This is a genomic window from Nodularia spumigena CCY9414, assembly GCF_000340565.2.
Taxonomy (GTDB): Bacteria; Cyanobacteriota; Cyanobacteriia; order Cyanobacteriales; family Nostocaceae; genus Nodularia; species Nodularia spumigena.
Map to the genome: position 1 here is coordinate 907,878 of NZ_CP007203.1, position 13,633 is coordinate 921,510.

Annotated in this window: 9 protein-coding genes and 4 pseudogenes; 6 read left to right on the forward strand and 7 right to left on the reverse strand. The window is 41.5% G+C overall.

The genetic code is table 11. The features are described 5' to 3' along the window. The 3 genes and pseudogenes from iscB to NSP_RS04085 all read right to left on the reverse strand — a co-directional run. Positions 1 to 631: pseudogene (gene iscB / locus NSP_RS04075) on the reverse strand (RNA-guided endonuclease IscB); the annotation flags it as partial. A 444-nt stretch (positions 632 to 1,075) separates the two neighbouring features. Then, positions 1,076 to 1,516 carry a Panacea domain-containing protein gene (locus NSP_RS04080; protein ID WP_231859531.1) on the reverse strand — a complete coding sequence of 147 codons (441 nt, stop codon included), beginning with the start codon at positions 1,514 to 1,516 and terminating at the stop codon, positions 1,076 to 1,078. Positions 1,517 to 1,670: 154 nt separating this feature from the next. Then, a complete protein-coding gene (locus NSP_RS04085) occupies positions 1,671 to 1,952 on the reverse strand; it encodes a hypothetical protein (RefSeq protein ID WP_006197097.1) in 282 nt (93 codons plus the stop codon). Between the two features lie 119 nt (positions 1,953 to 2,071). On the opposite strand from NSP_RS04085, the pseudogene NSP_RS04090 reads away from it, so the two are divergent. The 3 genes and pseudogenes from NSP_RS04090 (at position 2,072) to NSP_RS04100 (ending at position 4,879) form a co-directional block, all read left to right on the forward strand. Next, positions 2,072 to 2,732: pseudogene (locus tag NSP_RS04090) on the forward strand (type II restriction-modification system restriction endonuclease). Further along, positions 2,729 to 4,190 (forward strand): annotated as a pseudogene (locus NSP_RS04095) (SAM-dependent methyltransferase). Before NSP_RS04090 ends, NSP_RS04095 begins: the two co-directional pseudogenes overlap by 4 nt. Positions 4,191 to 4,267: 77 nt before the next feature. Further along, positions 4,268 to 4,879: a hypothetical protein gene (locus NSP_RS04100; protein ID WP_006197100.1), complete on the forward strand. Its 612-nt coding sequence runs from the start codon at positions 4,268 to 4,270 to the stop codon at positions 4,877 to 4,879. Between the two features lie 52 nt (positions 4,880 to 4,931). On the opposite strand, the gene NSP_RS04105 is transcribed toward NSP_RS04100, so the two are convergent. Next, the gene (locus NSP_RS04105; RefSeq protein WP_006197101.1) at positions 4,932 to 5,300 is read right to left on the reverse strand and encodes a hypothetical protein; all 369 of its coding nucleotides are present in this window, start codon (positions 5,298 to 5,300) and stop codon (positions 4,932 to 4,934) included. A gap of 523 nt (positions 5,301 to 5,823) precedes the next feature. Beyond that, positions 5,824 to 7,341, reverse strand: a complete 1,518-nt coding sequence (crtD, locus tag NSP_RS04110; protein ID WP_006197102.1) for a C-3',4' desaturase CrtD — start codon at positions 7,339 to 7,341, stop codon at positions 5,824 to 5,826. A gap of 146 nt (positions 7,342 to 7,487) precedes the next feature. Between crtD and NSP_RS04115 the strand changes: the two genes are divergently transcribed. Both NSP_RS04115 and NSP_RS04120 read left to right on the forward strand, forming a co-directional pair. Beyond that, positions 7,488 to 8,765 (forward strand): M16 family metallopeptidase, encoded by a 1,278-nt coding sequence (locus NSP_RS04115; RefSeq protein WP_042202390.1) that lies wholly within the window; start codon positions 7,488 to 7,490, stop codon positions 8,763 to 8,765. Positions 8,766 to 8,983: 218 nt separating this feature from the next. After that, positions 8,984 to 9,847: a fructosamine kinase family protein gene (locus tag NSP_RS04120; protein ID WP_006197104.1), complete on the forward strand. Its 864-nt coding sequence runs from the start codon at positions 8,984 to 8,986 to the stop codon at positions 9,845 to 9,847. Positions 9,848 to 9,881: 34 nt separating this feature from the next. On the opposite strand, the pseudogene NSP_RS04125 reads toward NSP_RS04120, so the two are convergent. Further along, positions 9,882 to 10,258, reverse strand: a pseudogene (locus tag NSP_RS04125) (WCX domain-containing protein); the annotation flags it as partial. 86 nt (positions 10,259 to 10,344) lie between these two features. On the opposite strand from NSP_RS04125, the gene NSP_RS04130 reads away from it, so the two are divergent. Beyond that, the gene (locus tag NSP_RS04130) at positions 10,345 to 10,956 is read left to right on the forward strand and encodes a 2OG-Fe(II) oxygenase (RefSeq protein ID WP_042202394.1); all 612 of its coding nucleotides are present in this window, start codon (positions 10,345 to 10,347) and stop codon (positions 10,954 to 10,956) included. 533 nt (positions 10,957 to 11,489) lie between these two features. Here NSP_RS04130 and NSP_RS04135 read toward each other — a convergent pair. Then, a complete protein-coding gene (locus NSP_RS04135) occupies positions 11,490 to 13,565 on the reverse strand; it encodes a hypothetical protein (protein WP_006197107.1) in 2,076 nt (691 codons plus the stop codon). Between the last annotated feature and the right edge of the window lie 68 nt (positions 13,566 to 13,633).

Sequence of the window (13,633 nt, forward strand, 5' to 3'; positions counted from 1 at the left end):
TTTGTGCAAAAGTAGCCTTAACAAAATCTCCTGTAGAAACATGAGTGAATATTTTTTTAGGCTCAGTGCAAGGAAAACCAAATTTATTGATCCTACAGAATCTTCTGCAACTATGCCCCGTGCTTTTTACTGTTAAAATTTTTGTTGTCAGTATTTTGAGAGTTTCAACTTTTCCTACACAAGCAGCATCAATCCAATGAGTTTTAGGCAATCCTAAACGAGTTCTATTAAACTTAGTTAAACCTCCTGAACCTGTTGTTATAGGTAATCCAGTTTCTTTTAACTTATTAAATAAAGCCCATCTCGTTGAATTTACAGCAGACGCATCTTTTAGTGGACGCTTGGCTTGGGATAAAATTTGCTTCAACAACTCAGGCTTTTTTGCTAAAAACTTCTCAATATCTTGAGTACCTTTTTTGATATTGCATTTCTCACAAGCTAGACACAAATTAGAAATTCTATTAGTTCCTCCTTTGGCTTTTGGTTTAATATGCTCAACTTGTAAAGGGACATTTTCCGCAGTACAGTATGCACATTTTCTATTCCATTTATTCAAAAGATATTCACGGACTTCATACCCTTGTAACTCTCCCTGTTGATACTCAAAGCCTGATATCTCCGGGTTTTCTAGCTATTGTTTAATAAGTAGCAACATGGCAGGGGACTAGCGAATCCCAAGGTGTTATGACCTAGATAACGTTTACTCATGTTTTGAGTGGTTTGGTTCACATAAACTACAGATTACTCCGTTTATTTATGCTCTCTTCTTAATCTTCTTCGGCACGAGATGCGTAGTACTGCTATATAAAACCTAGACAAAACTAGACTTTACTTTCTACTTCAACGGGAGCATGGGAGCAGTTATCCCTCAGTAGACTTTCACGCCTTAGCCAGACGCGATTGTGTTCCAATTAAGTTTCTGAAAAAGACTACCACCATCATTGCTTGGTTTTCGCGTCGGCAATAGTCTCAATTCAATACTTGATATCACCGTATTATATATCAAGTAGTTGATTTTTTCCTAAAATATATATTGATTTTTGTCAATATAAGTATAGTTTTGTCTATGAAATTGTCAACTTAGGACTTGCTCCTTCATCCAATCCTTTTTAATGATTTCGTTGGAAGGTGCATCAGATGCTAGATTTCCTCTAGCCCACTTCCAGGGTTCCTCATCATGAGTCATTTGCTCAAGTTCATAAGCATCGCAGGCAAAATATTCTTCTGCAAGTTCATCCAGAAACTCTCGAACCTCATCAGGTAATTCTAGTTCTGGGTTAGCATCCTGTAAAATAGGTTGCCATCCAAAAGGCTTGTACTTCTGGTACAATACAGGTATCACAGGCCCATGTATCCATGCTTGAAAATCTTCTGGGAATAAAGGAGTTTCATAGAGTGCAAGATGCCAGGCTTGAGCATAGTAAACCAGCTTTTGCAGCTTTAGATTACTAATAAAAGAGCCTGTTTCATTTGCCAGCCAGATAAAGTAATTTGCTACGTTAAAACATGAAAACACTATAATCACCTCTTCAGCCTGCTATACAAGAGCTAGCCTTTATCCGTATCAATACATCAGTTTACAGAGTTATCGCAAGAAAAGCTATGGAGAATTTTCTGCTCTCTTTAGTTTAATTGTACTACCTTAAGGCTCTCTCAGGGCAATTGTCAAATTATAGATCCTTCCAAGCTTCGTCTTCCTCTGAATCCAGCCAAACTTTGTTCAGTGATGACTCACTTAATTCCAAAAAATCTTTGACTAATACTTGGGAGTTATCAGCATCGTGAGTTTGCAAATTCTTGACTCTTGCAAGTGATAATCCCGTTAGCTTTGCTACAAGAGCTAAATCGATACCTTCTTTGAGCATATTGAGTGCAACTTGGGTTAACCCTTGCTGCAAACCTTGCTCCCATGCTGCGCGTAAGATTTGAGGTTGGGTTTCAGAGTTATACATAATTGTTAATTAGTTATCCTCTGTTCTAATTATATCTGGAATATCTTGCTTTTTTGGCGATCGCACAACTGTAACCTCAAGCTAGGGTATGATAATTGTCATTAATTTTTGCTTCAACTATGACAATTTTGACCATAGAAGCCCTCTGTACCGAAGCTGCACTATTTTCAGCCGCCGAGTCTAGACACCCTGAACCTTTACTGTATGGTGTGACTGATGGGAAAGCAATCGGCACATATTTAGAGCAAAAATTTAGGCTTTATCTCAAAAATAAGTATGATTTTGTGGAGGGTAATTCAGCCAGTGGTATCGATTTTCCGGGGTTATTGGTTGATGTTAAGGTAACAAGCATTAAGCAACCACAGTCATCTTGTCCTTTTAAATCTGCACGACAAAAAATTTTTGGACTGGGATATGCATTAATCATCTTTGTTTATGATAAGACAGACCAAAGTATGAACCGGACTGCAAATTTGAACATTCTACACACAATTTATGTAAGTGCAGAAAGAACGGCTGATTTTCAGATGACTCGTGGAATTCGCAGCATCTTGGAAAATGAAGGCAATAAAGATGATTTGATTGCTTTTATGTATGATCGAAATTTGCCTGTTGATGAAATTGAAGCATCTAATATCGCAGATGAAATACTCTTAAACCCTCCTTTGGAAGGATTTTTAACTATTTCTAACGCCTTGCAGGCGACTTCAATATAGAAGAGTTATTGAGAGTGCTGGAGAAGAAGCAGGTATAATAGCTGTTTACAGGGCTAAGGAATGATTCGCACTGTTGACAAAGCAAAAGTAGAATATGGAGACTTTCAAACACCCATAGAACTCGCTACCAAGGTATGTAAAAAGTTGATCGAATTGGGTGTATGTCCTGATGTGATCATTGAGCCAACTTGTGGAATAGGTAATTTTATTCAGGTAGCTTCACGTTTGTTTCAATCAACGAACAAGATTATGGGAGTAGAACTGAACCCAGATTATTTACAAGAGGTGAAAACAAAGAAGCTATTCTTGCAAGATAAAAGAATTGAGCTTGAAAATGCAGACTTTTTTTCAATTTGATTGGTTATCTTATGTAAATCAAATCAATGGTAAACTCCTAGTCCTTGGTAATTTTCCTTGGGTGACAAGTTCACAACAAGGAAGCATTGGTGGCGAAAACCTGCCCAATAAAAATAATTTTCAAAATTATAGCGGTTTAGATGCAATCACAGGTAAGAGTAACTTTGATATTTCAGAATGGATGCTAATTCAGGCTATCCAATGGCTACAGGGGCGTGATGCTTACCTAGCAATGCTTTGTAAAACTTCTGTTTCCAGAAAGTTATTGAACTACCTTTATTCTCATAATCTAAATCTAGCTGATTGTGCAACTTATAATATAGATACAAAAAAGTATTTTAATGCTTCTGTGGAAGCTTGTCTATTATTCTGCAAATTCGATTCAACCTCTAAAAACTACTACTGTGATGTATTCAGTAGTCTAGAAAGCTTAGAATCGTACAAAATCGGATATCGAAATAATGTTCTAATTAGAGATATAGCTGCTTTTGAAAATTTGAGTAAATTGTACGATATCAGAACTGAAACAAAATGGCGCTCAGGTATTAAACATGATTGCTCAAACATCATGGAATTCCGTAAAATTGATCATACTTTTATTAATAAATTAGGAGAAATAGTTGATATTGAAGAAACATATCTTTTCCCTTTGCTTAAAGGCTCTGATGTTGCTCAAAATCGCATCAGCAGTACTGAGCGATATGTTCTAGTTACTCAAAAATTTGTGGGTGAAACAACTGAATATATAAAATGTGTAGCTCCTAAGACCTGGGATTATCTAGAGTCTCATGGAAGTTACTTGGATAATCGCAAAAGTAAAATATACAAAAATCAACCCAGATTTTCTATTTTTGGGGTTGGTTCATATACTTTTAAACCTTGGAAAATAGCGATTTGTGGACTTTATAAGCGGTTAGAGTTTAGATTAATCGGTAAGCTGAGTGAGAAACCTGTGGTTTTTGATGATACTGTTTACTTTCTCAGTTTTGATAATCAGGAAACAGCACAAAAGACTTTTGAGGTTTTGACTTCTCCAGCAGCTATAAATTTTTATTCATCTCTAATTTTTTGGGATGAAAAGCGCCCAATTAAGTCCAGCATTTTAAATAGCTTAAACCTGACAGCCTTGATGGAGGCGGAAGTTTATTTTGATGCTAAGGGTTGATGCAACATACCTAAAAATGGGAAAACTATGATTATCCCCTGTCGGGGGAAATTTCCATGTAAGTCCCGAATAGGAAAATGCTGAAAAAATCTCTGCTTAAGTTCTTGATTTTACCTTTTTCTCTGGTTCCCTGGTTGGGCGTGGGAATGCTGTTTGATTCCAAAGCTGAGGCTTTACCAGGACAAACTACAGAAGAAGTCACAACCTGGATTCAAGCACATCCTACACTGCGCCCTAGACCTGGTGAGCGTTTGTTTATCCAAAAAAGTGATACAGCAGCCCAGCGATTCACTTTTCAAGCATCTGTGTTACCTCCTGGTAGGGTGAGATTAACTCAGGATAGAGGCCGGATTCGTAGTGAGCGCCTGACTATGTATGATGCCATTAATGGGATGAGTTTTCAGCGTCTCCAGGAATCTTTACGGGTGATTTATAGCTTAGATATCTATCAAGATTTTAATCGCGCTCAAGTAATATATGAGTATCCTAACCAGAGTGCGATTAACTCGGCGCGGATGGCTAGAACCCCTATCAGGGAGGCTTTACAGGGAGAATTACGTGTAGGCGATCGCTATGTCTATTGGATGGAAATTGCCCAACCTCCAGGAGGTAAAGCTTTCACAGGTCAAATGACGGTTTTTCTCAAAGCTGACCTCGATAAATTGGAATCTGAATTGCGAAATCGCTAATAGTTGGCGTTTGCTGTGGGTTCGGTTGAACCCAACCTGCTGCAAGTCGCCTCTATAATCCTCCTAATCCTACAGGAGATGGGGTTTGCCAAATACCAGAAAAGATGCTTTCAGTCGCTAAGGAAATTCTCAGTAAATCTTCCTTCAGCAGAGGCGGCCAATCAACCCCAGCTTTGCGTCCGGCTACAAATATTTGCTGCGCCTTGACACCCAACTGATAAAGAGCAAAGGCTAATTCTCTGTCGAGGTTGGGCGCATCTTTCATAGATTCAAATACCACCTTCAAAGCTAATAAAATCGAAGTGATCTGACCGGGTACTGGTGGTTTTCCCAGCTTCATTCGCATTAATAATGCATCTGGATTTTCCTCTGTTGTCACTGTCTGGGCTATGAGGAGTTTGCGAGCTGTTTCGTAATTCATGTATCCAGCTTATGTTAGTTGATACACAGCAAGAGTACCTACATACAAATTACTATGAGGATATGATTTTACTAGATATCTTGCTACAGTAACTATTTTTAAGATTTAACCACAGATGTACATATAGCTGGGGAGTAGGGAGTGGGGAGTGGGGAGTGGGTTAAAACCCCAGTGGTGTCTAAGTTTGATTATCCGTTTATGTCTTAACCTCGTTGGCGGTTGCTATTTTTGTGCTGAGACTTCGCCTGCTATATAAAACCTAGACAAAACTAGACTTTACTTTCTACTTCAACGGGAGCATGGGAGCAGTTATCCCTCAGTAGACTTTCACGCCTTAGCCAGACGCGATTGTGTTCCAATTAAGTTTCTGAAAAAGACTACCACCATCATTGCTTGGTTTTCGCGTCGGCAATAGTCTCAATTCAATACTTGATATCACCGTATTATATATCAAGTAGTTGATTTTTTCCTAAAATATATATTGATTTTTGTCAATATAAGTATAGTTTTGTCTATGAAATTGTCAACTTAGGACTTGCTCAATTTGTCTAACCACTGTTAGGGCTGAGTAGCTGACTCCAGCTGTACCTTCTCCGGGATGAGTTGAGTCACCGACTAACCATAAATGGTTGATGGGTGTGCGATTGGCAAATCCAAAGGGGCCAAAGGTGGGTATTCTTTGACCAATACCGCCTACTATACCGCGATCGCGTCCTGTGTAATGAGCAAAACTCCGGGGTGTGGCGGCTTCTTGATGAATGATGGTTTCTGGTTTGAGGTAGAAATATTCCGAAAGACGTGCGATCGCATCTTCTGTATACTTCTGTTTAAGTCCTTGATAATTCTCGGTTTCCCACCACGGTGCAGGATCGACAAAGGATGAAGCGATAATTGTGGCTTTTCCATCTGGGGCGCGTCCATCTCCCGAATGACTGACGGAAACAAACAGAGAATTATTTTCCCCAATCGGTCCATCGACATCATAGAGGAATTGTAGGTGGGGCGGACAATCTGGGGGAATAGCGCTGATATCTACCCCTAAATACACCACAAATGCACCGGACGCTGGGGGTAATTTTTCCACGCGATTTTTATACCCAGAGGGGGCTTTGTCTCCCAATAGTTGCACTAAGTTCTGCACGGTGACGTTAGCAACTACATGGTCTACAGTTTCTGTGCAGACTTCGCCTGTTTTTTGATTTCTGATGACTACAGCCGTAGCTTGGTTATTTTCTACCTGGATGTGTTCCACAGTGTGGCGCATTAATAATTTAGCACCATCTCTTTCTAAGGATGCAACCAGGCGATCGCTTAGTACCTGCATACTACCTTGGAGGTGAAATAAACCTTGGGGTAATTGGGATACACTCAACGCCGTAGCTGCATAAAGTAAAGCCGTCTCCTCTGTATCAACTTGAGAATATAGCTTTAATTGCAAATCCAAAAACGTTTTCAAACGATGGTCGTTACCCAGTCCGTAAAACCTTAAAGCATCCCCCACAGTAAATAATGTATAGGGTACGGTAATGAATGTACTAGGGCGTACCGCTTGAGTTAATTGCCATAAATCCCATAAACTGCGGGGAGGTAATACCGGGTCACGTCCTTGGAATTGCCAACTAGCTTCAAATAGCACCGCCATCATCTGCCAAAACGGTTCACTCCCAGGAAATTGTTTTTGGCGTTCCTCTCGCCATTTCTTTTGGTCACGCCAAACATTAATCGGTGTACTTTCCCCAGGTAAATACACAGCACAAGCCGGGTCACATGGTGTCGCTGCTGGTAAATCTATCCCTAATTCTGAGAATATGCGGTGATGAATTCCCCCAGGTTCTAATCCAGCTACCTGAGTCGCCCCCACATCAAAGGTAAATCCGCGCCGTTGAAATGTGGAAGCACACCCCCCCGGAACCAGGGCTTGGTCTAAGACTAAAACGCTGTAACCCCGATGAGCTAATAATGCAGCCGCAGTCAGTCCGCCTATCCCTGCACCGATGACAGCAACACGAGATTTGGTTTTGTGAGTAGAAATATTAGACATCTATCTTTACAATTTTTAATATTACTACTCATAATTTTACGTTATTTGCCAAGAAAAAGGCCGTGTGATATTCACAACCCTAAGATGCTGATTGGAATTGCTAGATAAAATAAAGGAATAACAAAGCTGTTCACTCCCCACTACCCATGACCTCAACCTTGCTAAAATTCCCTCGGATAAATGCCCCCACGGTGCATACATTGCCCAATGGCTTGACCATAGTTGCAGAACAAATGCCAGTGGAAGCAGTGAATCTCAGTTTGTGGATTAAAGTTGGCTCGGCGGTAGAATCTGATGCTATTAATGGCATGGCTCATTTTTTAGAACACATGATTTTTAAAGGAACCGAGCGTTTAGCAAGCGGTGAGTTTGAACGTCACATTGAAGAACGGGGTGCTGTGACTAATGCGGCAACTAGCCAAGACTATACTCAATACTATATAAATACGGCTCCCAAGGATTTTGCCGCACTGGCTCCACTGCAAATAGATGTAGTATGTAACGCTATAATTCCTGATGATGCCTTTGAACGGGAACGTTTGGTGGTTTTGGAAGAAATTCGCCGTTCTGAGGATAATCCCCGGCGCAGGACGTTTAGAAGGTCAATGGAGACAGCTTTTGAACAGTTACCCTATCGCCGTCCAGTGTTGGGGCCAGAAGCGGTAATTTCTCAACTTAAAGCCCAGCAAATGCGCGATTTTCATCGTACTTGGTATCAACCCCAATCAATTACGGCTGTAGCTGTGGGTAATTTACCTGTGGAAGAGTTAATTGCAACTGTAGCGGAGGGATTTAGTGTCAGTGAACAGTTAACAGTTAACAGTCAACAGTTAGGGGTTAATCCTGAACCTGCGTTTACAGAAGTTGTGCGGCGGGAGTTTGTTGATGAAAGTCTTCAGGAAGCACGTTTAGTCATGGTTTGGCGGGTTCCAGGTTTGAAACAGTTAAATGATATTTATGGGTTGGATGTTTTGGCGGGAGTTTTGGGACATGGACTCACTTCCAGACTGGTGCGAGATTTGCGGGAAGAACGGGAACTTGTGACTTCCATTGGTGTGAGTAATATGACCAATCAGTTACAAGGAACGTTTTATATTTCTGCTAAATGTGCGGTGGAAAATTTACAGGCTGTGGAAGAGGCGATCGCTCAACATATCCGTATACTACATACAGAGTTGGTTTCAGAACCAGAAATTGCCCGTGTGCGGCGACGGGTAGCCAACAAGTTTATATTTGCAAACGAAACACCAAGCGATCGCGCTGGTTTATACGGTTATTATCAATCTATGGTAGGAGATTTAGAACCTGCCTTTAACTACCCAGATCATATTCAATCCCAAGATGCAACTGACTTAATGCAAGCCGCACAACAGTATCTTTCCCCAGATGCTTATGGTGTAGTCGTGTTGAAACCACATCAGTAAACAGTTATCAGTTATCAGTTATCAGTGGTTAAATAATGTTAAGGGACTTCCAAATAAGAAAATACTCAATCACCTAACGCAAAAAATCTCTCAAACTCTCAAAACTCTGTTACCTCTGTGTCTCTGTGGTAGCCTTCGGCAAGCTACGCTAACGTTTATTTGGATAATTTATTTCGAGTAAGTCCCTAACTGTTAACTGTTAACTGGTAACTGAAATTATGTGGACTGAAATTGATACCCATATTAGCCAAGTAACTGGCGAAAAATTTCAAACTCAGCACAAGCGCAGTGTGAGTGGTGGCTGTATTAATCAAGGTTATGCTGTTGCTGATGGTAATTTGACTTATTTTGTCAAGCTCAATCAAGCTTCTCAAGTTGCTATGTTTGAAGCTGAGGCGCTGGGTTTAAAAGAAATGCTGGCGACAAATACCATTCTTGTACCCAAACCGATTTGCTGGGGTACTGCTGGAAACTCTAGCTATATCGTCTTGGAATGGCTAGAAATGGGAGGTAGTAACAGCAAATCTTGTCAAGAAATGGGACGCAAGTTAGCACAGATGCACAAAGCTACTAGCAACAAAGGTTTTGGATGGCAAATTAATAATACTATTGGTTCCACACCCCAAATCAATACCTGGACAGCAGACTGGGCAGAATTTTATACTCAACATCGCCTGAGTTATCAGTTTCAGTTAGCTAGGCGACGGGGTGGGAGTTTTCCCAAACAAGAGCAATTACTTGCAGCTATTCCGGAATTATTGGCAAATCATCAAGTGCAACCATCCTTAGTACATGGTGATTTATGGGGTGGAAATGCTGGGTATACTGTGTCAGGCGAACCGGTAATATTTGACCCAGCAACTTATTTTGGCGATAGAGAAGTTGATATTGCGATGACAGAGTTATTTGGTGGCTTTTCAGCCGGGTTTTACCAAGGTTATCACGAGGTTTTTCCTTTAAATGCAGGTTATGAGCAGAGAAAAACCCTGTATAACCTGTATCACATTCTCAATCACTTTAATTTATTTGGCGGTGGTTATGCTTCCCAAGCGAATGGGATGATTGAAAAGATTTTAAGGTAATTTGAGGGCGGGCAAGATGCCCACCCCACAAAAGTTAACTCCTGATTTCTATATTGTATGAATCGCAGAGAGTGCGGAGTTTTTGTTTCAGGCGATCGCGCACATTTTCTGGTATAATCACTACACAGTCTGGCGCATACTGCATCACCTCACGACTAAACCAAAAGGTACTGGATACACGCCTGATGACTCGCCGCACTTTGGGTTTATCTGGTAGCCATTCATTGATATTGTCTTCGGGTTTCGCTTTATAGCCAAAAGCCAAGCCAGCAAATATGTGCATTTCTACCTCTATCTCATCTAAGTGAGTACGCCATTCACTAGCAATAGAAATCACAGCCGCATCTGTAATTCTGTCAAACGCAAACTCCAGTTGTGAATGAGTTCCGGGATATCAAAGTTTCCCAGTGTTCATGATACAACAACGCCGTATGCGATCGCCTTTGGTCACTCTGCACTGGCTGTATATTATTCTTCTATTGCTTTCTATACTGACTGTGAAACACTATCAACAACAACCAAACGCCTTCCCTAGCGAATATCTGAATAATTTATGGGGAGAAATTCAAGCTTGTCGTTACTTTGCTATCAATAATCTCAACCGCGATTTTGTGGGGACTAAGGGATTTTCTGTAGTATTCAGGCGATCGCACATTCCCACTGTAGAACAAAAGTTTCCCTATTTCAAACCATACCTGGATTTGGCTCTACAACCGAGTTGTAATGCATTTTACCTCAATCCGTTACAACTGAAGGAAGGTTCCCGTGTAGACCCGCACATTGACCGCTCGTTGCGTTCTTACTGCAAAACCGTGGAACCGCCGGCAGTTGTCAGCGTTCTTTATGTGCGCTTACCCCAAAATATGGAAGGGGGAGAATTGGTACTGAAGTCGCAGAAACGCCAACTGGGACAAATTAAGCCCCAGGTAAATACTTTAGTTTACTTTCAAGGTGATTTAACTCACTCCGTCAACGCCGTAAAAACACCGGGAAATCGCTTGAGTTTGGTGTGTGAACAGTATAGTTTGAATGAAGCCGAACTCGCAGAAATACCAGAATTTACTTTGGAATCAAGAATTGTTCAGGCTACCACAAAAAAACGCAAGTAAGTTATTAACTTTTGACTTGAAGTATCAACACGATTTGTGATGATGTCAAAACCCGTGTAGAGACGTTCCATGGAACGTCTCTACATTATTAACCACAACTTTAACAAAATTATGAAAAATACTGAATATATTCATAGGACTTACGCAAGGACTCTCTGAAACCTTCTTAACTTCTCTTCGAGACGCTACGCGAACGTGTCCTTTGTGTCCTTCTCCCTTGGCGCTAGCCTCTCCCTTTGGGAGAAGGGGAGACGCTTCGCGGTAAGCGTTCGCGGTAGCGTGCCGGAGGCTCTAGCTATGCCGTTGGCGTTCGCGTAGCGTGTCGCAGACAAGCCTCTCGTAGAGAAGGCTTTACGTGGTTCGGTTTTCCATATTTTTGCGTAAGTCCTGACTCAATTATCTCATGCGATCGCCTCCTAGAGCAAGCCAAAACAATTAATTCTCCCGTCACTCGTGGGTAACTCATGTAAATAAAAAAATCAACCTCCCACAAACATATAATTTGCCAAAGGTTGATGAAGATCTATAAACAATTACCGTTCCACAATAGGCGGACTTGGCTGCTCAATAATAGGGACAGTTGGCTGAATTACAGGAGGCTCAGGTTCAGGAGGATTGAGAAAAGACTGCCAATTTTCAATTTGCTGTTGCGCCCGACTGTAAACAGAACTACTGCGAGGAATCAACTTAGCCGTCTCAATAGCACGCACAATATTAAAATCACCCTGAGAACGAGCAATATCGAATAATTGCTGACTCCATTGATTAATCGCAATATTCACATCCATCCGCAACGTGCTATTTCTGGGAACCCGTTGAGCAATACCGATAGCTTGAGACAAAGCTTCCGGTGTACCAGCAACAGCCACTGCTCTAGCTCGATTCCAGTTTTCTCTAGCCCGGATTTGTCCTCGCCAATCATCTATAGCCTTCCTGGCTTCACCAGCAAGCGATCGCCCTGAAGACGCAATTGGTTGAGCCGTATTAATAGCAGCATTCAAATCACCACTCCGCGCCAGCATTCTTGCTTGATCTAAATATGGCTGATCTTGTATACGCTCAACAGTCGCCGTCCAACCATTAATTTTGTTCTGTGCTTCAGAATACAACGCCCTACCCCGACGGATTTGACTCGCTTCCGATATTGCTGCTTGCAAAGAATTAATATCATTTAGCCATGCCAATTGTTGAGCGCGTTCCAAAATAGGTCTATCTTCAATAGTCTCAACTTGGTTACGCCAACGGTTGATTTCCTTCCTCGCCTCCGAAGCGCGGGGATTATCAGAAGAAATCATCTGAACTTCACTAATTGCTGCCGTTAAATATTCAATAGTACCTTGACTAGCAAGGCTCCGCGCCTTTTCTAAACGCGCCACGTCTTCAATTTCCAATTGCCAACGAGCAATCAACTCTTGAGCATCACCATAAATTCTTCTAGAAGCATCAATTTGTTGCGCCTGAAAAATAGCTGATTCTAACCCAGATATTGTCCCAATCCATGCACTGCGTCGCGCATCAGTCAAAGCCATAAAATCTTCAACTTCTGTCTGCAATCGCGCATTATCCGGAATTTGTCTAGCAATATCTAACGCTGTATCTGCATCCCGCTTATCCAGACTCGCCTCCGCTAAATCCAGCATTTTCCGGCCAATTTCGGGAATGAACTCCTGCGCTTTTTCATAAAGGTAGCTTTCAGGTCTAATAGACTCAGACAATTTAATCGCTTTTAGTAAATTATCTACTACCTTGCTATTTGCTAAACTTTCAGCCTGGCCTAACTTATCACCATCCTCCCGTGCCGAAGTAATCAAATTGTTTAACTGGTCATACTTAACACTTGACCAATATTGATTATCCACACGCAGTAATCTAGCCGAGAGCAGAAACGCTGATTGCCAGCGTCGTTGTTTTAGTTCCCCTTCCGCATTCTTATATATATCTTCTGCATCAGACCAAGTTGATTGCCATTTACTAACTTGTTCCTCAACTAATTGAGAAGGTCGTAAGCCTTCAGGTATCTGACGCGCAGTAGCGATCGCTTCTTCTAAATTTCCCGCTTGAAAACTTTCATCTGCAAGTTGTAAAATATCCTGCGACCATTCTGTTAAATAACGATCAATTTCTCCCCGCAACGGGTGATCCTCTGGTATCTTACTGACTATGGCGATCGCTTGCAATAAATCCTTCACAGTCAGCTTAGAAGCAGATAACTGAGCGCAATGTAACTTCACCGCAGCACTCACAAAAGGTCGCGAAATCGCCGGACAACTGGGAGCCGTTGGTAGCTTTAGCAGCATAGCCATCGCCAGAAACCCCACACCGCCAGGAATCAATGTTAACATTAATCCCCACAAAACCCAGCTTCTCGTCCAAGCAGGGAATCTCCCAGAATTTATCCTGGGTAAACTAGGTTCTGCTGACTGATTATTTAAAAGTAATTCGGAACTGTCTTGTTTTTGTCGCTGCACAGACTTAGAGGTAGAACCATTAGCCGGAACACCAAAACTTTGAGTTTCACCGAATTGAGGTGTTCGGGATAATCTTGTCATATCATCTGGCTGTCCTGCTCCGGATGGGGGCCAACGTTCTGGAATATCCCTCTGTGTCATCTCTCACACCAAAATAGTTGAATAGCGATCTGTTCTAGGCTGATAATTCCGATGCTGCCACAGTAACT

Excerpts from the sequence above, each read along its gene's own strand:
- NSP_RS04115 (WP_042202390.1), top strand. The coding sequence starts at position 7,488 with ATGACCTCAACCTTGCTAAAATTCCCTCGGATAAATGCCCCCACGGTG.
- NSP_RS04085 (WP_006197097.1), bottom strand. The coding sequence starts at position 1,952 with ATGTATAACTCTGAAACCCAACCTCAAATCTTACGCGCAGCATGGGAG.
- NSP_RS04120 (WP_006197104.1), top strand. The coding sequence starts at position 8,984 with ATGTGGACTGAAATTGATACCCATATTAGCCAAGTAACTGGCGAAAAA.
- NSP_RS04105 (WP_006197101.1), bottom strand. The coding sequence starts at position 5,300 with ATGAATTACGAAACAGCTCGCAAACTCCTCATAGCCCAGACAGTGACA.
- NSP_RS04100 (WP_006197100.1), top strand. The coding sequence starts at position 4,268 with ATGCTGAAAAAATCTCTGCTTAAGTTCTTGATTTTACCTTTTTCTCTG.
- crtD (WP_006197102.1), bottom strand. The coding sequence starts at position 7,341 with ATGTCTAATATTTCTACTCACAAAACCAAATCTCGTGTTGCTGTCATC.
- NSP_RS04135 (WP_006197107.1), bottom strand. The coding sequence starts at position 13,565 with ATGACACAGAGGGATATTCCAGAACGTTGGCCCCCATCCGGAGCAGGA.